Annotated in this window: 24 protein-coding genes; 11 read left to right on the top strand and 13 right to left on the bottom strand. The window is 63.7% G+C overall.

Annotated elements, in window-relative coordinates:
• On the top strand, positions 1-1,089 hold the full coding sequence (locus ACGLWX_RS06150; RefSeq protein WP_396238238.1) for a nickel/cobalt transporter: 1,089 nt from the start codon (positions 1-3) through the stop codon (positions 1,087-1,089).
• 7 nt (positions 1,090-1,096) lie between these two features.
• Here the strand turns inward: ACGLWX_RS06150 and ACGLWX_RS06155 are convergent, their stop codons facing one another.
• Complete coding sequence (locus ACGLWX_RS06155) at positions 1,097-1,516, bottom strand: HIT domain-containing protein (RefSeq protein WP_396238240.1); 420 nt, start codon at positions 1,514-1,516, stop codon at positions 1,097-1,099.
• Between the two features lie 173 nt (positions 1,517-1,689).
• Here ACGLWX_RS06155 and ACGLWX_RS06160 point away from each other — a divergent pair, with 173 nt between their 5' ends.
• Positions 1,690-1,821: an entericidin A/B family lipoprotein gene (locus ACGLWX_RS06160; RefSeq protein ID WP_396238242.1), complete on the top strand. Its 132-nt coding sequence runs from the start codon at positions 1,690-1,692 to the stop codon at positions 1,819-1,821.
• 128 nt (positions 1,822-1,949) lie between these two features.
• Complete coding sequence (locus tag ACGLWX_RS06165) at positions 1,950-2,375, top strand: I78 family peptidase inhibitor (protein ID WP_396238244.1); 426 nt, start codon at positions 1,950-1,952, stop codon at positions 2,373-2,375.
• Here ACGLWX_RS06165 and ACGLWX_RS06170 read toward each other — a convergent pair.
• From ACGLWX_RS06170 to ACGLWX_RS06205, 8 genes are all read right to left on the bottom strand, one after another.
• Positions 2,372-2,983 carry a LysE family translocator gene (locus ACGLWX_RS06170; protein WP_396238246.1) on the bottom strand — a complete coding sequence of 204 codons (612 nt, stop codon included), beginning with the start codon at positions 2,981-2,983 and terminating at the stop codon, positions 2,372-2,374. The genes ACGLWX_RS06165 and ACGLWX_RS06170 overlap by 4 nt on opposite strands.
• Before the next feature lie 8 nt (positions 2,984-2,991).
• The gene (locus tag ACGLWX_RS06175) at positions 2,992-3,996 is read right to left on the bottom strand and encodes an ion transporter (RefSeq protein WP_396238248.1); all 1,005 of its coding nucleotides are present in this window, start codon (positions 3,994-3,996) and stop codon (positions 2,992-2,994) included.
• A 36-nt stretch (positions 3,997-4,032) separates the two neighbouring features.
• The gene (locus ACGLWX_RS06180) at positions 4,033-4,551 is read right to left on the bottom strand and encodes an acyl-CoA thioesterase (protein ID WP_396238250.1); all 519 of its coding nucleotides are present in this window, start codon (positions 4,549-4,551) and stop codon (positions 4,033-4,035) included.
• A gap of 70 nt (positions 4,552-4,621) precedes the next feature.
• The gene (locus ACGLWX_RS06185) at positions 4,622-5,932 is read right to left on the bottom strand and encodes a short-chain fatty acid transporter (RefSeq protein WP_252106209.1); all 1,311 of its coding nucleotides are present in this window, start codon (positions 5,930-5,932) and stop codon (positions 4,622-4,624) included.
• Positions 5,933-6,040: 108 nt separating this feature from the next.
• The gene (locus ACGLWX_RS06190; protein WP_396238252.1) at positions 6,041-7,348 is read right to left on the bottom strand and encodes an MATE family efflux transporter; all 1,308 of its coding nucleotides are present in this window, start codon (positions 7,346-7,348) and stop codon (positions 6,041-6,043) included.
• Between the two features lie 7 nt (positions 7,349-7,355).
• On the bottom strand, positions 7,356-7,604 hold the full coding sequence (locus tag ACGLWX_RS06195; RefSeq protein WP_252106211.1) for a YfhL family 4Fe-4S dicluster ferredoxin: 249 nt from the start codon (positions 7,602-7,604) through the stop codon (positions 7,356-7,358).
• A gap of 46 nt (positions 7,605-7,650) precedes the next feature.
• Positions 7,651-8,148, bottom strand: a complete 498-nt coding sequence (coaD, locus tag ACGLWX_RS06200; protein ID WP_396238254.1) for a pantetheine-phosphate adenylyltransferase — start codon at positions 8,146-8,148, stop codon at positions 7,651-7,653.
• A complete protein-coding gene (locus ACGLWX_RS06205) occupies positions 8,145-10,034 on the bottom strand; it encodes a beta-ketoacyl synthase (RefSeq protein ID WP_396239418.1) in 1,890 nt (629 codons plus the stop codon). The genes coaD and ACGLWX_RS06205 overlap by 4 nt, the downstream gene beginning before the upstream one ends.
• Before the next feature lie 202 nt (positions 10,035-10,236).
• Between ACGLWX_RS06205 and ACGLWX_RS06210 the strand changes: the two genes are divergently transcribed.
• The 5 genes from ACGLWX_RS06210 (at position 10,237) to ACGLWX_RS06230 (ending at position 16,853) form a co-directional block, all read left to right on the top strand.
• Positions 10,237-10,932 (top strand): tRNA (guanine(46)-N(7))-methyltransferase TrmB, encoded by a 696-nt coding sequence (locus tag ACGLWX_RS06210; RefSeq protein ID WP_396238256.1) that lies wholly within the window; start codon positions 10,237-10,239, stop codon positions 10,930-10,932.
• 184 nt (positions 10,933-11,116) lie between these two features.
• Positions 11,117-12,508: a D-alanyl-D-alanine carboxypeptidase/D-alanyl-D-alanine-endopeptidase gene (gene dacB, locus ACGLWX_RS06215; RefSeq protein ID WP_396239420.1), complete on the top strand. Its 1,392-nt coding sequence runs from the start codon at positions 11,117-11,119 to the stop codon at positions 12,506-12,508.
• A gap of 28 nt (positions 12,509-12,536) precedes the next feature.
• Entirely contained in the window at positions 12,537-12,908 is a 372-nt protein-coding gene (locus tag ACGLWX_RS06220; protein ID WP_396238258.1) for a diacylglycerol kinase, read from the top strand.
• A 54-nt stretch (positions 12,909-12,962) separates the two neighbouring features.
• The gene (glnE, locus tag ACGLWX_RS06225; protein WP_396238260.1) at positions 12,963-15,911 is read left to right on the top strand and encodes a bifunctional [glutamate--ammonia ligase]-adenylyl-L-tyrosine phosphorylase/[glutamate--ammonia-ligase] adenylyltransferase; all 2,949 of its coding nucleotides are present in this window, start codon (positions 12,963-12,965) and stop codon (positions 15,909-15,911) included.
• A 48-nt stretch (positions 15,912-15,959) separates the two neighbouring features.
• The gene (locus ACGLWX_RS06230; RefSeq protein WP_396238262.1) at positions 15,960-16,853 is read left to right on the top strand and encodes an AEC family transporter; all 894 of its coding nucleotides are present in this window, start codon (positions 15,960-15,962) and stop codon (positions 16,851-16,853) included.
• On the opposite strand, the gene ACGLWX_RS06235 is transcribed toward ACGLWX_RS06230, so the two are convergent.
• A complete protein-coding gene (locus ACGLWX_RS06235) occupies positions 16,850-17,200 on the bottom strand; it encodes a hypothetical protein (protein ID WP_396238264.1) in 351 nt (116 codons plus the stop codon). The genes ACGLWX_RS06230 and ACGLWX_RS06235 overlap by 4 nt on opposite strands.
• 273 nt (positions 17,201-17,473) lie before the next feature.
• Between ACGLWX_RS06235 and ACGLWX_RS06240 the strand changes: the two genes are divergently transcribed.
• Together ACGLWX_RS06240 and ACGLWX_RS06245 are read left to right on the top strand one after the other, a co-directional pair.
• Positions 17,474-19,105, top strand: coding sequence for a BCCT family transporter (locus tag ACGLWX_RS06240; RefSeq protein ID WP_252106218.1), 1,632 nt, complete (start codon positions 17,474-17,476; stop codon positions 19,103-19,105).
• 44 nt (positions 19,106-19,149) lie between these two features.
• The gene (locus ACGLWX_RS06245; protein WP_252106219.1) at positions 19,150-19,317 is read left to right on the top strand and encodes a hypothetical protein; all 168 of its coding nucleotides are present in this window, start codon (positions 19,150-19,152) and stop codon (positions 19,315-19,317) included.
• A gap of 134 nt (positions 19,318-19,451) precedes the next feature.
• On the opposite strand, the gene ACGLWX_RS06250 is transcribed toward ACGLWX_RS06245, so the two are convergent.
• The 3 genes from ACGLWX_RS06250 to ACGLWX_RS06260 are packed head-to-tail and all read right to left on the bottom strand — an operon-like array spanning position 19,452 to position 22,145.
• Positions 19,452-20,720, bottom strand: coding sequence for a diguanylate cyclase domain-containing protein (locus ACGLWX_RS06250; RefSeq protein WP_396238266.1), 1,269 nt, complete (start codon positions 20,718-20,720; stop codon positions 19,452-19,454).
• Complete coding sequence (locus ACGLWX_RS06255) at positions 20,717-21,418, bottom strand: substrate-binding periplasmic protein (RefSeq protein WP_396238268.1); 702 nt, start codon at positions 21,416-21,418, stop codon at positions 20,717-20,719. Before ACGLWX_RS06255 ends, ACGLWX_RS06250 begins: the two co-directional genes overlap by 4 nt.
• Complete coding sequence (locus ACGLWX_RS06260) at positions 21,411-22,145, bottom strand: substrate-binding periplasmic protein (protein WP_396238270.1); 735 nt, start codon at positions 22,143-22,145, stop codon at positions 21,411-21,413. The genes ACGLWX_RS06255 and ACGLWX_RS06260 overlap by 8 nt, the downstream gene beginning before the upstream one ends.
• A 182-nt stretch (positions 22,146-22,327) precedes the next feature.
• Between ACGLWX_RS06260 and ACGLWX_RS06265 the strand changes: the two genes are divergently transcribed.
• A complete protein-coding gene (locus tag ACGLWX_RS06265; RefSeq protein WP_396238272.1) occupies positions 22,328-23,683 on the top strand; it encodes an MFS transporter in 1,356 nt (451 codons plus the stop codon).
• Positions 23,684-23,692: the final 9 nt, after the last annotated feature.

Genomic DNA, 23,692 nt, shown 5'->3' on the forward strand with positions numbered 1-23,692 from the left:
GTGTCGCCCTTAAACGCACGCTTGAAATCCGGGCTCAAGGTGGCGCTGGTGCTCGCCCTGGCCGGGCTTGGGGCTTGGGCAGTCACGCTTTGGTTTCAGGGCGCCAGTTTTCGGATCCTTGCCTGGCAGCGCGAGCTTCACCGGGCGCTGACACTCTCCATCACTGAGCTTGCGCGCACGCCGTCGAATTCGGCGTGGCTAACGCTTTTGGGGGTGAGCTTTGGCTACGGCGTGTTTCACGCCGCGGGCCCGGGCCACGGCAAGGCGGTGCTGGCGACCTATCTCGCCTCCCATGGCGGCGCGACCCGCCGGGCGCTTGGGCTCTCCTTTGCCGCGTCGCTGCTTCAAGGGGTGACCGCCATCGTTATGGTCGGCGTGCTGGTGTTCGGGCTGGGCTTTCTGACCCGCCAGGCGATGGGGCAGGTGGTGTGGGTCGAGCAGGGCAGCTTTTTGCTGGTGGCGCTTTTGGGCGCTTGGCTCTGCGCTCGCGCGGCGCGCAAGCTGCGCCAAGCCTATCGCTCTGAGGCCCCGATGTTTTTAACGCCAATTTTGACGCCGGTTTCGAAAGGCGCAGGGCTGCTCTCGGCGCCCAGCCACGGCCACTTCCATCAGCATTACCACCATCACGGCGAGCATCATGAGCATGGCGCGCACTGCTGCGGCGGCGCCCACCACGTCGAGCCGGATCAGGCGCTTGACTGGCGCACCGCGCTGATGACCGTCGGCGCAATCGGCCTGCGCCCCTGTTCCGGGGCGGTGCTGCTGCTCGGCGCGGCAGGGCTTTTAGGCCAGTTTGGGGTCGGCGTCACCGCGGTGGTCGCCATGTCTGTCGGTACCGGCATCACGGTATCGGCGCTGGCGCTGGCCAGCGTTTTCGCTCGCGGCTGGGCGACCCGGCGGCTGGCGCGTCAGTCGCAAAGCCGCGCGATAGAAAAAATCGCCGCCTGGGCGGCGCTGGCAGGCGGGGCGGTGATCGTGGCGCTGGGCGTGTCGCTGTCGGTCGCGGGCTTCAACCAGCCGGCGAGTTCGCCGCTATTTGGCGAGCCGCCGGCGCGCTCGAGCAGCGCACCGTTCGGTCCTTCGTCGTAAACTCGCCCTAAACGTCGAGCTTGTCCATATGGGCCAAAATCAGCTCGCGGCGCTCGCGTTGAAGCGTCGGGCTGTAGGGCTCTGCCTCGCCCTTGCCCCACACCGGCGCCGGCCAGGCGTCGTCTTGCTCGAAGCGCACCACCAGATGCACATGAAGCTGGCTGACGACGTTGCCAAGTGCGGCGACGTTGAGCTTGTCGCCTTGAAAGGCCAGGTGAAGCGCCTGTCCAAGCGCGGTGGTCTCGCGGTGAAGCTGCGTTTGGTCGTCGCTTGAAAGCTCGAATATCTCGCCCACGCCCTGGCGGCGCGGCACCAGAATCACCCAGGGGTAGCGCGCGTCGTTCATCAACAGTGCGCGGCAAAGCGGCAGGTCGGCAAGCGACAGGGTGTCGGCGGCCAGGCGGCTATCCAGCTCGAAAGTGCTCATGGGTGGGGGCTCCGGGATAAAACGTTGACAGTTCAGGGGTGCTGCCATAAAAATCGATGCGTGTGGCAGCGTTAAACGGGCAGAATCGTTAAAACGCTGTTACGCTGACTATACGCCTGCGTGACAGAGACAAGCGAAGGCTTTCCGACCCCGTGAATGTTAAGGAGAACATGATGAAAAAACTACTCGCCGTAAGCTTCATTCTGCTGATCAGCGCTTCCGCGTTGGCCGGTTGCAACACCATTTCCGGCGCAGGCAAGGACGTGCAAGCGGGCGGCCAGGCCGTGCAGGACGCCGCCGAGTAAGTTCGGTCGGGCGCTACAGGAAGCAGGCGGGAGACTCTCTCGCCTGCTTCTTTCGTTTGGGGCCGCCGTCAAGCGTTGCTTGAACCGGTTAACGGCTCTTTCATCGCGCATTCACAAGGAGTCGTGGCATGCCTACCTTTTATCGCTTCAATCCGCATTGTTCTCAAAAACATCGTTCTCAAAAACATCGTTTCTTCAAAACCGCTCTGATGGCCACCGGCGCGCTGACTCTCGGTGCACTCCTGAGCGCCTGCGCGACTCAGACCGGCGTCGCCGAGGCGCCGAGCAGCCCGGACGTCAGCGCGCCGCCGCCGCCTCGTGTTGCCGACACCGCGCCGGAATCGAGCCGGCAGGGCGCCTGCAACATCGCTTCGCTCGAAGCCGTGGGCGAGCCGCTGACCGAGGAGCGCTCGCGCGAGCTCATGACTCAAAGCGGCGCGCGCGACGTGCGCGTGTTGCCGCCGAACAGCGTCGCGACCATGGATTACCGCGAAGACCGGCTCAATATCGAGCTCGACGAAGAGGGGCGCGTCACCGCGCTGCGCTGCGGCTAGCGCAAAATCAGCACCACGCAGGCGGCGGTCAACAGCCCCATCGTCACGTTGAACGCCCGCCAGGCCGCGGCAGTCTTGATGAAGCGCCCGATCGCCACGCCAAACACCGCCCATACCAGCAAACACGGCAGGGCGGTGAGTTCGGCCATTCCCACCAGCAGCACCGCGTTGAGCAGCGTCGGGCCGCTGTCCGGCAAAAAACCGGCGATCAGCGCAAGCCCCAGCACCCAGGCCTTGGGGTTGGCGAGCTGAAAAAGCGCCGCCTGGCCAAAGGTCAGCGGCTTGCCCCTGGCGCGAGTATCGCTCAAGGTCGGCGGCGGCGCCGTGGCGATTTTATAGGCCAGGTAGAGCAGGTAAGCGCTGCCCGCCCAGCGCAGGCTCCACTGAAGCGCCGGAAAGCGCTCGAATAGCGTGCCCAAACCCAGCGCAATGGCCAGATAAAGACAAAAGCAGCCGCCGACGATGCCGCCCATGTGGGGCAGCGTGCGGCGCACGCCGAAGTTCGCCCCGGAGGCGGTCAGCATCAGGTTGTTCGGCCCCGGCGTCAGCGTCATCGACATCATGAAAAGCGCCACCGGCCCTAGCAGCAGTAGCCATTCACTGACCATGGGATGGCCTACTCATAGCGGTCCTTCCAGTGCTGATGGCGCACCTGCTCTTTGAGCATTTCGATAAGATCGTAAAGCACCTGCTCGGTGACGTGGGCGCTGGTTTCATCCACGGTCAGCCAGCTTTCGAAACCGCTGTCCGCGGTGCGCTCGATGAAACGACGAAAATCCGGGGAGTGGATGCCGAGCGCCAGCTCGTCCACTAGCCGCTGGGCGACGCCGCTGAGGGAGGCCTGCATGGCGCTGGAGGCGGTTTCGCCCATGGGCAGGCGGTTGAGCCGCTGGATCTCCGGGCTATCGTTGAGCGTGCGCGTAATCAAGCCATCGATGGAGGTCATGATCGACTCGCGATTTCGCTGGTACGCCTTGCCCACGGTGGACTCCAGCCGCTGGGAGATCTCCTTGATGAGCTCGCTCTTGCGCGGCATGATCACCCGGTCGACGAGGCGCTCGGTGAGCGAGTCGGCGGCCAGAATCTGCTGCTGCACGTTGCCCATCAGGCGCAGCGCGATGCGGTCAGAGAGCTCCTCGAGCAGGATATCGTAGTACTTCATGACGAACTTAAAGCTCGACCAGTTGCGCACGTCGATCAGCCCCAGCCGGTGCAGTCGGTTGACCAGCGAGAGCACTCTGAGCGCGCGCAGCCACCGAAAGCCCGCTAGCGGAATGCAGCCCAGTACGTCGTACCAGTGGATGAACGGATAGAAGAACCAGCGGTGATAGCGTCGTTCGATGATCGCTGCCGCCCACCCCAGCAGCACGTCGATGACGAAAATCGTGACGAACACCAGGTCGATGGCGAAAAAGCGGCTGTGAATCTCGGCGTCGTAAAAGCCGTGAAAGCTCGGCGAGGCGCTCTGAACGAGCTGCTCGAACCAGCCGAGCAGAAACAGCGAATCGAACAGCAGGAGTGCCAGGTTTGCGATCACCGCGGCCAGAATGAAAAAGTCCCAGCCGATGTGCGCATATTCCACGGCGCGGGGTAGTTTGTGGTGGCGCTCTCTGGCCAGCATGGTGACTCCTTTCGGTGGGGGCGAGGCGACGGCGGGCTAGTCGTCCTTGAGGTGCTGCTGGGCGCGCTTCTCTTCCTGCTCGGCCTGCTTTCGAAGCTTCTTGCGCAGCGCCGCCTTCTCGAAGCGCAGCTTCTGAAGCGGCGTATTCAGCGCCAGCGGTGCCACCTGAGCGGGCTGGCCCTGTGGGTCGACCGCGACCATGGTGAGATAACAGCTGTTGGTGTGGCGAATCAGTTTTTCACGGATGTCTTCGGCCACCACCTTGATGCCAATCTCCATCGAGGAGCGGCCCACGTGGTTCACGCTTGCCAAAAACGTGACCAGCTCGCCGACCATGATCGGCTGCTTGAAAAGTACCTGGTCCACGGAAAGGGTGACCACATAGTGGCCGGAGTAGCGGCTGGCGCAGGCGTAGGCTACTTCATCGAGCTTTTTGAGAATCGCGCCGCCGTGCACCTTGCCGCTGAAGTTGGCCATGTCCGGCGTCATCAATACCGTCATGGAGAGTTCGCGCTGGCCCGGCAGGGCGCTATCAGCGCTTGAAGTGTCCGTCATAAGCTGCTCTTGAAAGCCTGAAAGGGCGCCCGCCTCGCGCGGGGCACCCGTGAAGTGAAACCGCCGGCGCTTAAAAGTACACAAGCCCTACGGAAATGATCGCGCCGGTTAAAAATAGCTGAACTAGGCAAAAGCCCATAATGTCCTTGGCCTTGAGCCCGGCGATGGCGAGCACCGGCAGCGCCCAGAACGGCTGCAACAGGTTCGTCCAGGCATCGCCCCAGGCGACCGCCATGGCGATACGCGCCACGTCCGCGCCCAGCGCTTCGGCGGCGGGCAGCATGACCGGCGCCTGCACCGCCCACTGACCGCCCCCGGAAGGCACGAAGATATTGACGATGCCAGCGCTAATGAACGACCAGAACGGCAGCGACGTGGCGCTGGCAAACGAGACCAGCCACTGCGACATGCTTTCGGCCAGCCCCGACTGCACCATGATCGCCATGATGCCGGCGTAGAAGGGGAACTGGATCACGATGCCCGCGCCGCCCTTGATCGCCTCGTTCAGGCTGTTCAACAGGTTGCGCGGCGTGCGGTGCAGCACGATCGCGGCGAATAGAAACAGAAAGTTGACCACGTTCAGGTTGAGCCCGCCGCCGCGCAGGAAAAAGTGGTCGAGCAAGAACAGAAGCCCCGGCACGCCCACCAGTAGCGCCAGCCCCATGCTGTTTTCGAGCTTCTCCGCCGGGCGGGTGGCACGCTCGACTGTCTCCGGCTCGTCGTCGAGAAGCGCGCGGTCGACGTAAACGCTCTCCTCCTCCGGCGGTAGCATCAACCGGTTGATCAGCGGGATGGCCACGAACAGGCAGACGACGATGGCGAGATTGAAAAACGCAAAGATCGTCGAGCCGGTGCCGATGACGCCAATCTGGTCGGCGGAGAAGTGGCCTTCGGTCGCGATGGTGAGCGGAATCGAGCCCGCTAGGCCCCCGTGCCACACCACGAAGCCCGAGTAGGCGCTCGCCACCAGCAGGCGGTAATCGACCCGCACCAGCCGCGCCAGCTCCTTGGCGAACAGCGCCCCGACGACCAGGCCAAAGCCCCAGTTGATCCAGCTCGCGGCCAGCGACACCAGGGTGACGAGAATGATGGCTCCGCCGGCGCTTTTAGCGGTGCCCGCCAGTTTGGCCAGCAGGCGTTTTACCGGCGGCGAGCTTGCAAGCATGAAGCCGGTGACCAGTACCAGCAGCATCTGCATGGAGAAGGTCAAAAGCCCCCAGAAACCGTCGCCCCACATGCGCAGCACCGCCAGCGGAGTCTGGCGCTCCACCGCGATGGCTGCCACGGAGGCGATCAGCGTCAGCAGCAGAACGAAAATATAGGGGTCGGGAAGATAGCGCTCGACCAGCTTGACCGCAGGCCTGGCAATAAACCTTAGCATAGGAGGCTCGCTTTATTCGTTATTGGGTATGCCCGCTCAATATACGAGCCCGGGGTGGTTTTTTCATCCCCGCCGATGGGGTAATCGCTAATGGGCCGTCGCCCGCGATCAATACGTTGCCGGGGCGGCGCACCAGCGGCTTCGCCGATAGCGCACGTAGTAGCCGGCGAGCACCGCGGAGCGGGTGAGCATAAAAAGGGTAAAGGCGAGCCACAGCCCGTGATTGCCAAGGCCTTGGAAGAGCCACCAGGCGGGCAGGTAGACGCCGAGCCCGGCGAAGATGCTGTTGCGCATCTCACGCACCGCGGTGGTGCCGATGAATACGCCGTCGAGCAGATAGCTCCACACCGCGATCAGCGGCATGGCGACCATCCAGGGCAGGTACTCGGCGGCGGTGGCGCGCACCTCTAAAAGGCCGGTCAACAGCGCGATCAGGGCGTTACCGAACAGCGCAAAGCCGAGCGCGGTGGCCAGCGCCGTGTAGAACGAAAAGCGCGCGGCGGCCTTGACCGTGGCGGCAAAGCCCGCCCAGTCGCGCCGCCCAAACGCACGGCCGGTCAGCGACTCGGCGGCGTGGGCGAAGCCGTCCAGCGCGTAGCTCGTGAGCATGATGAACTGCAAAAGCACGGCGTTGGCCGCCAGCACCGTATCGCCCTGGCGTGCGCCCTGGGCGGTGAAAAACGCGGTGGCGAACAAAAGCCCCAGCGTGCGCACGAACAGATGCGCGTTGACGCTAAAAAGCGCCCGGTAGGCGCGAAGCCGCCAGAGCCTTGTGCGCTCGAAGGCGCCGTCCAAAAGCCGCAGCTGGCGAGCCACCAGCCAGGCGCCGAATGCCAGCGCGCTGTAGTCGGCGATGACGCTGGCCAGCGCCACGCCGTTGCTGGTCATGCCAAGGCCCACCACGAAGGCAAGATCGAGGGCGATATTGACGGCGTTGGTCAAAAGCAGCAGGTAGAGCGTGACGCGGGCGTTTTGCTGGCCCAGAAACCAGCCCAGAATCGTGTAGTTGGCCAGCACCGCCGGCGCCGACCAGAGCCGAATCTCGGCGTACTCCCGGGCAAGCCGCTGAGCCTCCTGGCTTCCATCGAGCAGCCACAGCCCCAAATCGATCAGCGGCGAGCTCAAAAGCATCAGCGCCGTGCCGATGAGAAGTGCCAGCAAAAGCGACTGCCCCAACAGGTTTTTAACGTCGCTGGGCGCTTGGCGCCCCACGGCCTGGGCGACCAGGCCGGTAGTGCCCATGCGCAGAAAGCCAAACCCCCAGTAGAGAAAGCCGAACAGCGTAGCGCCCAGGGTCACCGCGGCGAGATAGCGCGAATCCGGCAGGTGGCCGACCACGGCGGTGTCCACCAGCCCCAAAAGCGGGACGGTGACGTTGGAGAGAATGATGGGCCAAGCGAGCGCCCAGATACGCACGGGCGGGTCAGGCGGCAGTGATGAGGTGATACTTTTTCAACAGCTGCTCTTTGGTTTCCGGGCGGTTCGGGTCGAGCGGAATGCAGTCCACCGGGCAGACCTGCTGGCACTGGGGCTCGTCGAAGTGGCCGACACACTCGGTGCAAAGCCCCGGGTCGATCACGTAGATCTCTTCACCCGGCGAGATCGCATCGTTGGGGCATTCCGGCTCGCAGACGTCGCAGTTGATGCATTCGTCGGTAATCATCAGGGACATGGCTATTACCTCGTGAATGACGGGTTCGCCCGCCGCGGCGTGGGGCTCAAGGGGTGCTGAAGCGCTCGGCCAGCGCCTTTACGACTTTGGGCGGCACCAGCGCCGACACGTCGCCGCCAAGGCGTGCGATTTCGCGAACGATGGTCGACGAAATATAGGAGTTCTCGACCGCCGGCGTCAAAAACACGCTCTCGAGGTCGGGGTGCTGCGCGCGGTTCATGTTAGCAAGCTGCAGCTCGTACTCAAAGTCAGAGGCGGCGCGAATCCCGCGTAGCAGGATGCGCGCATCGAGATCCGTCATCAGGGTGGTCAAAAGCGACGAGAACCCCACCGCCGACACGTTGGGAAGCGCATGACAGGTCGACTCCACCAGCGCAATGCGCTGCGCAAGCGACAGCGTCGGCTTTTTTCCTGGGCTTTCGGCCACGGCGACTACCACGCGGTCGAACAGGCGTGCGGCGCGCGCGATCAGATCGAAATGGCCGTTGGTGATCGGGTCGAACGTGCCGGGGTAGACCGCTAGCCGGGGTTGCTCGGCGCTCATGATGAGCCCTCCTCGTCGTCGAGCCGGCCGAACGGGTTGTCCACCGTTAGCGACACCGGCTGCGCGTAGCCTGGAATGTGGATGCGTTCAGCGTCGATGCCAAGCTCCGGGCCTTCGAGCACGGCTTCACCGAACTGATAGCGCGGCGCGTAGTGGCCGCGGTCGGCCTGGGTCAGGTACGCCTTTGAGCGGGCGCGGACGTCTTCGCGACGCGCTCGCCACTCCTTCATGGCCTGGCCGCCGTGGCGCTTTTCGAGCAGCCGCTCGGTGACGCTTGGCGAGAGCACCACGCCGGTGGCGTTGTTGCCGCCAAAGCCCTTGGCGTTGATGAAGCTGGCATCCGCTTCAAAGGCGAGCGGCGTTTGGAAAAAGCGCAGCCGTTCGGCGTGGACGTCGCTTGCCACCGCGTCCAGCGTGGGAATGCCGGGTAGCAGGCCGTGCTGAAAGCTGCCCAAGGCGCTGGTCAACTGATCGCCCGCCGCCGAGCCCTGGGAGTGGCCGATGAACGCCTTGATCGCCACCACCGGCCAGGCATCGATACCGTTGGCGCGGGCGATTTCGTGCAGCACGTGGGACTCGGTGGTGCGGTTTTTCGGCGTGCTGGTGCCGTGGGCGTGGATGAACGTGCGCTTTTGCAGCGCCGTTTCGCCGAGCATGTCGCGCACCAGCGCCGCCGCCTTGCCCAGAGTAATGTAGTTGCCGATGCCGGGGGCGGAGATCGAGCGTTTGAAGCCGTCGGCGTTGACGAACACGTCCGGCACCGCGCCGAGGATATCCGCGCCGGTTTCGAGCGCCAGCGCATCGTCCATCAGCATCACGAACTGGCTCGCCTCGGCCATGGTGAAGCCACAGTTTTGCGCGAAGGGCCGGCAGGCGCGCTGGTAGTCCGCGTCGGTCAGAAGCTCGAGGGCGTCGAGCGCTTTCAGGCTCGCATCATCGGCCAGCGCCCCCATGGCGCGAAACCCTTCGATGATCTCCGGGGTGATCGGCGCATCCGCGGTGCCGACCATCACTACACGGGCGCGGCCTTCGCGAATGTCCCGAAGCCCCAGGCGCAGGTTGTAGAGAAAGCTTGCGCAGGCGCCCAGCGCCGCTCCGGTGCTGCCGACGCTTCCCAGCACGTAGGCGTTGAGAAAGTCCGCTGGCATCTGTGCGTAGCCCAGCGGCATCTGCTTGGAGGTGGCGCGGTTGCCGCTCACCAGGCTCTTCATCAGCCCGCCCCAGCCGGCTTCGTCGAGCTGGCCGATGGAGTTGCCGGCATAAACGGCGATCTTGTCCGGGTCCAAGCGCTCGCGCAGGCGCTCCCACTCGAGGCCGCTGGCGCCCAGGCAGTCGCTGGCGGCGAAAATGGCCATCGACAGCCCGCGCGGATGGTGCACGCTGCGATAAAGGCTTGCCGGGTCAAAGCCGGTGGGCAGCTGCGCGGCAGCCACGACCTTGGGCGTCTGGGCATCCGGCAGCAGCGCGTTGAGCGCCCCGGCAGGCACGCTGACCTTTACGTGGCGGGCGTCCTCGGTGTCACTCACTTCCCAGTTGGCCGGCAGTTGCTGTGGCAGCTGGCGCCGGCGCAGCGTGAAGTGCAGCGGGGCCTCAAGGGTCATCTCTGCCTGGCGGCTGGCGGGCATGCCGGGGGCGAGAAAGTGCGGGTCTTCGTTGCGCCGGATCAGCGTGTGGTTCAAGACGCGCTTGGAAAATGCCTCGGCGGGCGCCTCGATCGGCTCGCCCTGGTCATTTTGCCAACCCTGCTCGGTGTGGATCGCCAGACGCATCAGCGCCGCCAGACTCTCAAGCGTGTGGCGCTTTTGATCAGTAGGTAGCGCATCAAGCACGGTGCGGCGAAAGGCCTGATGGCCCGAGGTTCTGCCAGCAGGATTGATGCCGCCCATGCCGACAATTACCGGTAAGTGTGACAAGCCGGATTCCTCGTGGTGCGATAGTTGGGTAACGTACGCCTCGGCGGGGCGCTTGAAAGGCCTTGGCCGAGTGTCCTGATATTCATGGGCACGATCATAGCACCAGGGGTGCAATGGCGTCATGCCGCGCGCGTCGGAGACTGGTAGAATCGTGGTTTTTCCATCAGAGGATGGCATGCAGCACGCGTCTCGAGTCGTTACCTCCAACCAGTTTGGGCCGCACCAGGATTTGGTCCGGCGCGTTCAGCGCGCGCTCGCGCATCCGCTCAAAAAGCCCGTGGCCGAACACAGCCGTCAGGCCTTCGAGCGCGCCGAGGCCTGGCGTGCAAATACGGACGCGCCGCTGATTCTCGATGCCGGCTGCGGCGTGGGCCTTTCGACAAGGCGGCTGGCCGAGCGGTTCCCGGAGCATGTGGTGATCGGGGTAGATCGAAGCGAAAGCCGGCTGGGCCGCGAACACGGCGCGCTGCCGGACAACGCGCTACTGGTTCGCGCCGATCTCATCGATTTTTGGCGGCTGGCGCTGGCGGCGGGGTGGGCGCCCGAGCGCCACTATCTGCTGTACCCCAACCCGTACCCCAAGGCTGCGCACCTGAAGATGCGCTGGCACGGCCACCCGGTGTTCCCCACCGTGCTGGCACTCGGCGGGCGGCTCGAGGTGCGCTCGAACTGGCAGATCTACATCGAGGAGTTCGCCCAGGCGGTGTCGCTTGCCACCCATCAAAAGGCAGCGGTCGAGTCGCTCACGCCGGGGCCCGATTACCTGACGCCTTTCGAGGCGAAGTACGCCCAAAGCGGCCAGCCGCTTTGGCGCCTGACCTGCGAGCTTCGCGGGCAGCCCCCGGGTGAAGACCCGCTTCACTCGTCATGAGAGCGGGCAAAGGCTGACGCGGCGGATATTTTTTAATTCGAACATGTGGTTTTGAACATATAGCTTTGAATATCCATTTTTGAACATTCATTTTGAACATGCATTAAGGACGGTGAGAGTGAGTCGTTTATCAACGTTTGTTCGGCCGGCGCGGCTGGCCGGGGTGGCGCTGGCCGCGCTGCTGATGAGCCAGCCGCTGTGGGCGGATTTCACCCGGCTTGGCCAGCTCGAAAGCAAGGGCTTTTCGATCAGCGCCGAGGCGCGGCTTTTGGGCCCGGATGCCAATCAGGTGCTGGGGCGCATCAACCCGGAGCGCCAGCTGTCGCCGGCCTCGGTCACCAAGGCCTACATGAGCGCGGCGCTTTTGAGCCGCTTCGGACCTCAGCACCGCTTTACCACATCGCTGGTCAGCAGCGCTCCGGTCGAGGCCGGCGTGCTGCGCGGCGATCTGGTGTTCGAAGGCGGCGGCGACCCGGGGCTGACCACCGAGGATCTGTGGCGGCTGGTGCAGCGGCTCAAGCTTGCCGGGGTCGAGCAGGTCGACGGGGCGCTGGTGGTCAGCCAGTGGCGCTTTGGTCCGGTCGAGTGCGCCACCACCGACCGCTGCAACGCCCATAGTCGCGTCACCAACGCCTACAGCGCGCCGCTCACCTCCGCCGGCATCAACTTCGGCGCCTGGTGTGTGAACGTGTCGCCGGCACCTGGCGCCAATGCACCGGCGCGCGCCTCGCTGTGCGATAGCCCCCAGCCGCTAATCACGATCGACAACCAGGTACGCACCGTGCCCGCCAACAGCGGCACCGAGCTAAGTGCCGTACGCATTACCGACGAGCGCGGCGACGTGATGCGCGTGACCGGCCAGATTTCGACCAACGCCGCGGCCCGGGACGTCTACCGCGGCGTCGGCGACCCGGCGGAGCAGACCGCCCAGACGCTTTTGAGCATGCTCGGCCAGGCGGGTATCAGCGTGCGCGACCCCTGGCGGGTCACCTCGGCGCGGCCGAGCGGGGCGAGCCGGCTGGCGGCGGTGGACAGCAAGCCGCTTCAGGAGCTTTTGCTGCGCACCATGAACTACTCCAACAACTATATGGCCGACGTGCTGGCGCTCGATCTGGTCGAGACGCCCCAGGCCCAGCTCTACCAGGCCGGCCAGGCGCTGGAGGCCTTTGCCCACTCGATTCCCGGTCACGGCCCGGTGACCCTTGAAAGTGGCAGCGGCCTGACCACCGGCAATCGCACCTCGGCTCACGGCGTCACTGCGATGCTCGAGTCGATGTTCAACGAAAGCGCGCTGTTTCCAAGCTTCGTGGCGGCGTTTCAGTCGCCGGCCAACGGCGTGATGCGCTTCATCCGCCGCGGCCCGCCGGGCTTTCAAAACAACGTGATGCTGAAAACCGGTACGCTCAACGAGCCGTTTGCGGTTCGCGCCGCGGCGGGCTACTTTCGTACGGCCCAGGGGCGCTGGGGGGTATTTAGCGTATTGGTGAATGGCACCGGCACCACGCCTTACTTAAGCTGGTCGGAGGTGCTCGACCCGCTTTCGCTCGACCTGGACGCCATGATCACGGCCAACTAATCCACATTGATGAGAGCGACATGGCGCGATGAAGCCAAGGCATACCGGAATAACCCACCTGATTCACTCCACGCGCTACTCGTGGAAAGGGCTCAAGGCGGCCTTTAAAAACGAAGCCGCCTTTCGTCAGGAGCTGGTCACCTGCACCATCATGCTGCCGCTAGCCTGGTGGCTGGCAGACACCGCGATGGCGTGGCTGATGCTGGTGGGCAGCCTGTTCATGGTGCTGATCGTCGAGCTGTTGAACAGCGCCGTGGAGAACGTGGTGGATCGTATCGGCACCGAGCATCACGAACTCTCCGGCCGGGCGAAGGATATCGGCTCGGCGGCGGTGATGCTCTCGCTGATCATGGCGGGGCTGACCTGGGGCGTGCTGGGGTGGGTGAAGCTGGCCGGGTAGGCGACTACATTTTTAGACGGCACCGACGGGGTCGGTGCCAGCCAGGAGGTGGCTATGCAGTGGAACGCAGCGGTACTCGCGAAGGCGCCCGAGGCGGTCACGCCGATTGCCGAGCAGGCACTCAATGAGCTTGGTGAGGCGCTCGATAAGGCGGACAACGTCGCCTCGATGACCGATAAGCCGCTGCCCTCATCCTTCTTCGCGTCGCTTTCAAGCACGCGGCTGGCCGAGCTCTATCGGGTGCTGACGGTGTCGCACTTCGCCGCGCAAACGCTTAGTCGCTACCCGGGCTGGCTCGAAACGCTGTCAGACAGCGGCGAGCTCGACGCCACGCCGGACAAGGCGCGCCAGCAGGCTTGGCTGACGGAGGCGCTGGCCGCCGCCGAGGATGAGGAGGCCATGCACCGGGTCGTGCGCCGCTTTCGCCGCGCGCGGATGCTGGGCATCATTTGGCGCGATCTCAACCGGGGCGATGGCACCACCATGTGGGACACCGCCCAGGCGCTCTCCTGGCTTGCCGAAGTGGCGATCGATGCCACCCTGGGCTGGCTTGAAACCTTTTACGCGCCGCGCTGGGGTACCCCGGCGCCGTGTCGCGACGGCCGCCCCCAGCGGTTGGTGGTGCTGGGCATGGGCAAGCTCGGCGCCGGCGAGCTCAACCTCTCCTCCGATATCGACTTGATCTTCGCCTTCGCCGAGAAGGGTGAGACCAGCGGCGGGCGCAAGCCGCTGGCTCATCAGGAGTACTTCACCAAGCTCGGCCAGCGCCTGATCGCCGCCCTCGATGCGGTGACCGCCGACGGTTTCGCCTTTCGCGTCGACATGCGCCTGCGCCCACTCGGCGACGGTGGCCCGCTGGTGGGCAGCTTTTCGATGCTCTCGAGCTACTACCAGGACCAGGGGCGCGAGTGGGAGCGCTACGCCATGCTCAAGGCGCGCCCGGTCGGCGGCGACATCGAAGGCGGCCAGGCGCTTTTGATGAGCCTGCGCCCCTTCGTTTACCGGCGCTATCTCGACTTCGGCGCGATCGAGTCGCTTCGAGAGCTCAAGTCGATGATCAACCGCGAGGTGAAGCGCAAGGGCATGGAGAGCAACATCAAGCTCGGCCCCGGCGGCATTCGCGAGGTCGAGTTCGTCGTGCAGGCGTTTCAGCTGATTCGCGGCGGCCGCGACACCGAGCTTCAGGTCGCCTCGCTCCGGCGCGCTTTGGCCGAGCTGCCAAAGCTTGAGCTGTTGCCGGACGAGGTCGTCGACGAGCTTTTGGCCGACTACGCCTTTTTGCGCGATGTCGAGCACGCCATCCAGGCGCTCGACGATCGTCAGACCCAGACGCTTCCGGAAGACGACGACGAGCGCGTGCGCGTGGCCTACGCTTTGCACATGGACTGGTCCGAGCTTTTAAAGGCGCTCGATGCCGCCCGCGAGCGCGTGCGCCGCCATTTCGACGCGGTGATCGCCGACCCGGAGGAGGAAACCGCCGACCCGGAAGAGGGCAGCATTGGCCTGGAGCAGTGGCGGCTTTTGTGGCGCGATGAGCTGACCGAGGACGAGGCGACGGCGCAGCTCGAAGCCGCAGGCTTTGGGGATCCGGCCGCGGTGTTGAAGCGCTTGAAAAGCTTCTACCACTCCCGTCAGGTGCAGAGCATGCAGCGCATCGGCTTCGAGCGCCTGGACGCGCTGATGCCGCTGCTGCTCGACGCGGTATCCAACCACGACACCCCGGATACGGCGCTTGAGCGGGTGCAGCCCTTGATCGAGTCGGTGTTGCGTCGCACCGCGTACCTGGCGCTTCTGCGCGAAAACTCCCACGCCCTCGAGCATCTGATGCGCCTGTGTGCGCCGAGTCCCTGGATCGCCCAGCACCTGGCCCGCTACCCGATTTTGCTCGACGAGCTCCTGACGCCCCAAACGCTCTACACGCCAGCGGATAAAGACGCCCTGGGCGATGAGTTGCGTCAGACGCTCAACCGCCTGCCGGAGGACGACGAGGAGGCGCAGCTCGAGGCGCTCAGAGTGTTCAAGCACGCCAAGACCCTGCACGTGGCCGCCTCGGACATCGCCGGCACGCGCCATTTGATGAAGGTGAGCGACTACCTGACCTACATCGCCGAGGTCATACTCGACGCCGTGCTGGCCATGGCCTGGAAGCACGTGGCGCGTAAGCACGGCGTGCCCGAGGGCGCCAGCGAGTTCGATCCGGCGTTTCTGATCGTCGGCTACGGCAAGCTGGGCGGGATCGAACTCGGCTACGGATCGGACCTGGACCTGGTGTTTTTGCACGACAGCGACGGCAAGGGCACGACCAACGGGCCACGGCCGCTCGATACGCCGGTGTTCTATACGCGCCTTGGGCAGCGCATCATCCATCTGCTCACCGCCACCACGCCCGCCGGCAGCCTTTATGAGGTGGACATGCGCCTGCGCCCGTCCGGCAACGCCGGGCTGCTGGTGACCTCGCTCAAGGCCTTCGGCGAGTACCAGCGCCAGAACGCCTGGACTTGGGAGCACCAGGCGCTGGTGCGCGCCCGTGTGGTGGCGGGTAACGAGGCGCTGGCTGAAAAGTTCGTTGAGCTTCGAGCCGAGCTCATGACCACACCCCGCGAGATCGAAGCTTTGAAGAACGACGTCATCGGCATGCGTCGCAAAATGCGCGATCACTTGGGCACGCCGCCGGGCAAGGCGCAGGAGACGACGTTCGATCTGAAGCAGGACGCCGGCGGCATGGTGGATATCGAGTTTCTCTGCCAATACGGCGTGCTCGCGCTCTCCCACAAGACGCCGGCGCTCGCCACCTACCCGGACAACATGCGCATTCTGGAAACGCTTGAGGAGCACGGCTACCTCGGTGAGGAAGAGGCACTGGCGCTTCGTGAGGCGTATCTGGCCTATCGCAGCCGCACCCACCGCGCGGCGCTGACCGGTGACAAGCCCTTGGGCGATGTCGAGGCGCTGGCGCACCACCGCGACGCGGTTTCCCGCCTCTGGCAGCGTTTTCTGGGCTGATACCATGAAAGAACGTTTTAAAAAGGCTTCGAGGCGGCGGGCGCGTCGATGACCGGACATATCCTTGCAACGCTTTTGCCGGTGTTTCTAATCGCCGCGGCGGGGGCGCTTTATGGCCGCCTACGCACGACGAACATCGCCACGCTCAATACGCTCAACATGGAGCTGTTCGTGCCGCTTCTGGTGTTCGCCGTGCTGGCGGACCGCCAAGCGCCGCTTTCTGACTATGCTTGGCTCGGCGGGGCGGCGGCGCTGGTGGTGCTCGGCTCTGGGGCGCTCTTGTGGCCGCTGGCGGGGCGTCTCAAGCTCGACCGCCGGGTGTTTTTGCCGTCGATGATGTTCAACAACTCCGGCAACATGGGGATACCGCTTCTGGTGTTCGCCTTTGGCGAGGCGGCGCTGCCGGCGGCGGTGGTGGTATTCATCGTCGAAATGCTGCTGCACTTCTCGGTGGGCATTTACATGGTCGACGCCCGCGCCTCTATCGCGCGGATGCTGCGCATGCCGATCGTCGCGGCGAGTATCGCGGGCCTTGTGGTCAACGGGGCGGGTATCGATCTTCCGGGCTGGCTGCTGGAAGCGATGCACATGCTGGGCGAGGTGTGTATTCCGCTGATGCTGTTCGCGCTCGGCGTGCGTCTGCTGGAGGTGGACTTTGGCGAATGGCGCACCGGGCTTTTGGGCGCGCTGCTCTGCCCGCTTTCAGGGCTTGTGATCGCGCTTCCACTAATGGCGATACTGCCGCTCGATTCGCTGCAGCTAGCAACGCTTTTGGTCTTTGCCGCGCTCCCGCCGGCGGTGTTGAACTATCTGGTCGCCGAGCAGTACGACGCCGAGCCGCAGCGGGTCGCCTCGCTTGTGTTGATCGGAAACCTCGGAAGCCTAGTCGTCATGCCGCTGGTACTGGGCGCGACGTTTGCCTTTATCCGCGCCCCGATTTAAGACTTCTCTTTCACCTCGAAGCTACCTTCGATGGCGTCCATTTCACGCTGATGGCTGCCTTGGGTAAAACCGCGGCCGCCGCCGATATCCTGGGCGTTGTCCGCGCGCATCTGCTCCATCCGCTTTTTCATTTTATGGCGCATGAACGGCATCAGCGCCCATCCCACCAAAAGAAAGAACAGGCCAAACACCAAACCGACTACCATCAGCGCACCGAAAGCGAGCCAGACGAGCGTGAGCTTTAACGCGCCCAGCAAGCCGTTGGACGAGGTATTGGCCGCACGGGCTCGCCACTGGTGGGCTGCCTGCCAAGCCGCATTTTGCGACTCGCGTTGGGTATTGGACATGGAAAGCCTCCAAAAAGTATGAGCACGCATTGGAACGCCGCTAGCGGCGAGAGTTCCCCCGTGCGCCATCTTGCCCTAGGTGCCTGGTGATCGCCACCGCCTGCTCGAAAGGGGAAGCGTTGAACAGCGGCGGGGCCAAAACGTGATGCCAGCGCCCTTGGCAACTATGCTGAAGCCCACGGTGTGCGACTCGCGCCGTGAGGTTAGATTAATAATACATTCGACATGGGCAGCCGGCAGGGATGGTGAGCTCCAGGCACACAGGGAAACGCTATGGTTCGTAAAGAAGGCAAGCTAGTATTCATCGCCTCTACCGTAATCATCTTTGGGCTGGTCATCGTGGGCGCTTCGTTCCCGGAGCGCTTTGGCAGCGGTGCCGAAGCTGCGCTGGGGGCAGTGACCGAGTATTTGGGGTGGTTCTACCTGCTATCGGTGTTTGGCTTCGTGCTGTTTCTGTTTGGGCTGGCGTTCAGCAAATACGGCAAGGTGCGCTTGGGCCCTCAGGACTCTAAGCCGGACTACACGTTTTTCTCCTGGATCAGCATGCTGCTCGCCGCCGGTTTCGGCGTGGGGCTGGTGTTCTACGGCATGGCCGAGCCGATGAGCCACTTCATCGAGCCGCCTTATGGTGATTTTGAGCCGGAAACCGAAGCCGCGGCGCGCTACGCTATCCAGTACAGCTACTTCAACTGGGGCATCCACCAGTGGGCGGCTTTCTCGGTGGTGGGTCTGATCATCGCCTACTTTCAGTTTCGCAAGGGTCAGGCCGGACTGGTCTCCTCGGTGCTCTCGTCAATCGTGGCGAAAAAGCCCGTCCTTCGCCCCTTCGTTTCCTGGATCGACGTGTTCGCGGTGGTGGCCACGGTGATGGGGGTGGCAACGTCGCTGGGCCTGGGCGTTTTACAGATGAACGGCGGGCTCAACGCGGTGTTTGGCGTACCCGAAGGCACGCTTTGGCAGTTCATCATTTTGGCGGTGATGTTCTGCGCCTACATGCTCTCGACCTGGTCGGGGCTCGACAAGGGCATCAAGCGGCTATCGAATCTGAACTTGGCCATCTGTATCGGTTTAATGCTCTACGTGCTGATCACCGGCCCGACGCTTGCGATTCTGGAAACCATTACGCTGGGCATCGGCGACTACATCCAGAATTTCATCGGCATGAGCCTGCGTATTTCGCCCCATAACCCGAATACCTGGGCGAGCGAGTGGACGATCTTCTACTGGGCCTGGGTCATCGCCTGGTCGCCCTTCGTCGGTACCTTCGTGGCGCGGGTTTCCCGTGGGCGCACGATCAAGGAGTACGTATTCGGTGTGCTGATCATGCCGCCGCTGCTTGCGTGCCTGTGGATCGGCGTTTTTGGCGGCGCCGCGCTCACCATGGAGCTCAACGGCGACAACATCGGCCTGGCCGCGGCCACTCAGGAGAACATCACCGTGGCGCTTTTTGAGATGTACGAGCTGATGCCGTTCACCAGCGCTCTCTCGCTGGTCTCGATTCTGCTGATCTTCATCTTTTTGGTGACTTCGGCGGACTCGGCCTCTTACATCGTGGCGCAGATGACCGATAACGGCTCCATCAACCCGCCGCTTTACAAGCGCGTGACTTGGGGGGTACTGATCGCGGCGATCTGTTTGACGCTGATCGCGGCAGGCGGCCTGACCGGGCTTCAGTCCGCGGCGGTACTGGCGGCGCTGCCCTTTACCTTCATTCTCTATTTGATGGTGTACGTACTGGTGCGCGAGCTGCAGGCGGATCGCCGCTCGATGCTGACCCAGCTCTATCGCCGTCACGGCGATACGCCGGTGGGTGCCGACGCCTTCGAAGCCGACGAGCTGAGTGACGCCGAGCGCGAACGCCTGCGCCGGGCGCCGCTCGTGGTCAATCGTCGCATCAAGGGCTAAACTTGACGTATCATTCAACGAACCGTTCACAGGAGTAAGCGCTCATGGCTCGACCACGCCACGGCGCCACGCGACGACAGCCCAAGGGGGCGGCGCTCGAACGCTACAGCGCCACCTTCGATCGGTGGCTGGATCTGGTCGTGATCGTGGCGGTGTTGACGGCGCTGGTCATCGGCTTCTCCGCGGTGCTGGCGCACTGGCTGCTCACCTGACGGGGTGGCGCCAGCACGCGTTCACTCGGCCTTGCCAAATATAACGATCAGCGCCGAAGGTACGTTAAGCCGAAGCTATTTCAAGCAGAACGTACCTTAAAAAGGGCCATCACGGCCCTTTTTTCGTGGGCGGTTCAGGCCTCGGGAAATACCGGCCTGAACGCTTCTATGCGGTTTCGCCCGCGGTTTTTGGCGTGGTAAAGCCGTGCATCGGCAAGCTTTAGGAGCTGACCTGGCGACTCATCGCGGACCGGGTGTTGGCAGGCCACGCCCATGCTCAGCGTCAGCACGCTGTCGGTGAGATTTCGGGCGTGGGGGATCGCGAGTGCCAGCACTGCCTGGCGCAGATAGTTGGCGGTGTTCAGCGCGGCGTAAAGGTCCTTGCCCGGCAGCACGCAGACGAACTCCTCGCCGCCGTAGCGCGCCAGAAGGCCCGTGTTTGAATCGATGCAGCGATTGAGCGTGCGCGCCACGCTTTTGAGCGTCTCGTCGCCCGTGGTATGGCCGTAGTAGTCGTTGAACGCCTTGAAACAGTCGATATCGATGAAGATGATCGCTAGCGGCGCCTGGGTCTGTACGGCGCTCGCCCACTGGCTTTCCAGAAAGGTGTCGAAGTAGCGACGGTTGGCGATGCCGGTCAATCCATCGTGGTGCGAGAGCTGGTGCAGATGGTCGCGCTGCTCCAGCCCGCGCTGAAATTCGCACAGCAGGTGATCCATGCTCTCGACCAGGTGGCCCAGTTCGTCGTTACGGTGGCCTCTGAGCTGCGGCTTGGGCCAGTGGGCGGGCAGCGCCGGGTCGGTTTCGATGATGGCCGCGTGTACCTGTAGCAGGGGCCTGGTGATGAAGACGTGAAAAAAGAGCACGAACAGAAGGCTCAGTAGAAAGGCTTCCAGAATACTGACGCCCACTACGCTGAAGCCGCGCGCCAGAAACCGAGCGGTGAGGTGCTCGTGATCGAGTGCCAGGTGGATTTCGCCGACGCGCGACGCCGGGAGCGCGTCGTCCACGTAATAGCGAAGCGGCGCTTGGTACTCGAGCATGTCGCCAAACAGCGCCTCGCCGAGCCAGCCAAGCGGCCCTGAACGCGCATCGAAATCGGCCAGCACCCGACCGAAATCGTCCCGGATCATGACGTAGGCGACGTCGCTGTCGTTGAACAGTCCCGAGGCGATCTGCTCGGCAAGCTCGGGGTTGAGCTGAAACGCCGCCTCCGCCGCCGCGCCGTTGATGATCGCGATCTGCTGCTCTGTGCGCTGCTCGATGTCCTGGCGCATGGTGTGGGCGTGGCCCAAAAGCTCCAGACTACCCGACACTAGGCTGATCAGGGTGGCGATCAGCAGCGTTAACAGCGCCTGTTTGAACGTCAGGCGTCCTCTGACGAGCCCGGCGCGATTTTTCATGGCGTCGCTCGCAGGACGTGCTGAAGCCGCATCATCACGTGATGGGGAACGCTTGGATGGCAGGCGAGGTAAAGCGGCATGTAGGCGAAGGTAAACAAGTGGCGCAGGGTGAGGTGGCGTTCGGCGGCGATGGCCTCTGCCGTTGCCCGGCCGGTAACGATGACGTCCAAAAGCCCGGCCTCCAGGCGCGCCACGTTCACCCGCTCGCTCGGCGCTCGAATGACGCTGATGCCACGGCTTTCGACATAGTCGCCAATCGCGTCTTCGCGAAAGCTGCCCACCCGCAGGCCTCGAAGCTCTTTGATCTGTGTCGGCGTAAAGGGGGTGTCGGTACGCGCCAGCGCCGCCCATTCGTTGATCGCCAATGGCCCGGCCCAGCGAAACATCAGCTCCCGCGCGGGCGTGCGGGTGGTGGAGTAGACGCAGTGATCCGGGCGAAAGCGCGCCTCGGTGTACGCTCGCGCCCAAGGAAAAAGCTGAAACTGGGCGTCGATGCCGACCTCTTCGAAGGCCCGGCGCAGCCGCGCGGTGGCGTCGCCAACGATCTCGCCGTCGATTTCATAATTGAACGGGGGGTACTCTTCGGTATTGACGCTCAGCCGGTAGGTCGGCGTTTGCGCCGACAGCGGCGAGCAGGAAAGCATCGCCGTCAGCCAAGTGAGAAAAGTGAGCCAGTGAAGGCGCCTTGCGCTACTCATCCTTATGCACCAGCGAGGGTTCTTCAAGCGCGTGCAGCTCGGCCAGCGCCCGTTGAAAGTGCGCCACCAGCGCCGGGTCGCTTTGTCTGTTGATCGCGAAGTAGAGCGGGTAGCGGCTTAGCGTATGGATCGGCTCGAGCGCGGTGGGAGCGTGGCCGGCGCGCTCGGCCAGCCAGTCGACCACGCTCGTGCTGTAGGCCCACAGATCGACACGCGCGTTCATTAGCATGGCGAGGGCGCTTTGGCTGTCCAGCGCCCGGTGAATCAGGTGATCCGGATAGCCCGCCTCGACCAGATTGAGCTCGCCGATGTCTCCCCGTATGGCGGCGATTCGAAGGCCGGCTCCGGCCGCCTCGTCGAGGGTGTCAAGGGTCATGCCGGGCTCTCGGCGGGCGATCAGCGCGACCCGGTCGATGGCAATGGGGCCGACCCAGTCGAAAAGCGGCTCTCTGGACGGGGTACGGTTGGTCGAAAACAGCACGGTATTCGGCGTTTCAAGCGCCAATTGGTAGGCGCGAAGCCATGGGTAACTCTGAATGAGGGCCGGGTCGAAGGGGGTATGCGTATGTTGAAACAGTTGCCTGAGCAGCTCGATCGTCTGCCCCTTTTGCGAGCCCTGATCGCGGTGATTGTAGGGCGGGTACTCTTCGGTGACGTACGAGAAATGCGAAAGCGAGGGGGCGTCGTCGCCAAACGCCGCAAAACACCACGCAAGCCCGACCAGCAACGATACTCTTTTCGTCAGTGCTGGCCTGTGTGCAGCGACTCCGTGTGGCATTGGGCAGTATCCCGGCATGGCTTCTCAGAAAACTAGAGCAACTTTCTCCCTCTGTCATCCCATTTTTACCGGGTTACGCGTTACTGTAGAGCATTGTCACTCTGTTGAAGTCTGTCAGCTCGAGAGCCTCCATGTCCCTGAATACGTCATCTGAAGCGTCGAAAAGCGCGCCGGTCTACGCCTCCCGCCGCGAAATCTTTGGCTGGGCGATGTTCGATTTCGCCAACCAGGCCTACACGCTACTCATCATCACGGTGGTGTTTGGCGAGCTGTTTACGACCGTCATTGTCGGCGACCGCGGCGACGGCTTTCGCTTGGCCAACTTTCTGTGGAGCCTGGCGCTGGCCACAAGCTACCTGATGGTGGTGGTGAGCGCGCCACTTTGCGGGGCCATCATGGATTACCGCGCCGAGAAAAAGCGCTTTTTGCTGGCAAGCTACCTCGCGACGGTAGCGACCACCGCCATGCTGTACTTCGTCGAGCCCGGCTACGTGGTGGCGGGGCTTTTGCTGATCGTGCTTTCCAACTACGCCTACTCGATGGGGGAGTCGTTCATCGCCGCCTTTTTGCCCGAGCTTGGCCCGCCGCAGTCGCTGGGAAAAATCTCGGGCTTCGGCTGGGCGTTGGGCTATATCGGCGGGCTGCTGGCGGCGGGCTTCACCCTAGTGGTGCTGGGGGAAGCCACGCTCGACAATTTTGATCGCATCCGCTGGGTGGGGCCTTTCGCGGCCGGCTTCTTTTTGGTGGCCGCCATCCCTACCTTTTTGTGGCTCAAGGAGCGCGGCGTGGCAAGGCCCGGCGGCGTGTCGTATCGACAAATCGCCACGGCGCAGCTTTTTTCCACGTTCAAGGAGCTGCGCCATTTTCGCGACCTGACGATCTTTCTGGTATCGCTGTTGTTCTCGATGGCCGGGGTTTACATCATCATCGCCTTCGCTTTCATCTACGGCGCCCAAGTGATCGGCTGGGACGAGAGCGTGCGCAACATCATGTTCATCGTCGTGCAGGTGACCGCCGCCGTCGGTGCGGTGGGCTTTGGCTTCATTCAGGACACTTTCGGCGCCAAGCGCACCTACCAAATGACGTTGGCGCTCTGGGTCGTTGCCATCATCGCTATCTGGGCGACGCCGGAGCTGACCGACTGGGCCAACGCGCAGTTTGGCTGGCAGTGGCAGGCGCAGTACGTCTTTTTATACGTCGGGTGCCTGGCGGGGCTGAGCCTTGGGTCGAGCCAATCGGCCAGCCGCGCGCTGGTGGGCGTTTTTTCACCCTTGGCCAAATCGGCGGAGTTCTTCGGCTTCTGGGGGCTCGCCAACAAGCTGGCGGGGGTTCTGGGGATTGTCGTGCTGGGCGTGCTGCAAACGTTGATTGGCCTTCAAGCCTCTATCCTATTATGTGCAGGGCTCTTTTTAACGGCGATGCTGATCTGTGCTGGTGTCAACGAAAGGCGCGGTCGCGAGGCGGCGACGGCATGGCAAAGCACCTGATGATGGGGG

The sequence above is a fragment of the Halomonas sp. HMF6819 genome, assembly GCF_044335525.1.
Lineage (GTDB): Bacteria > Pseudomonadota > Gammaproteobacteria > Pseudomonadales > Halomonadaceae > Vreelandella.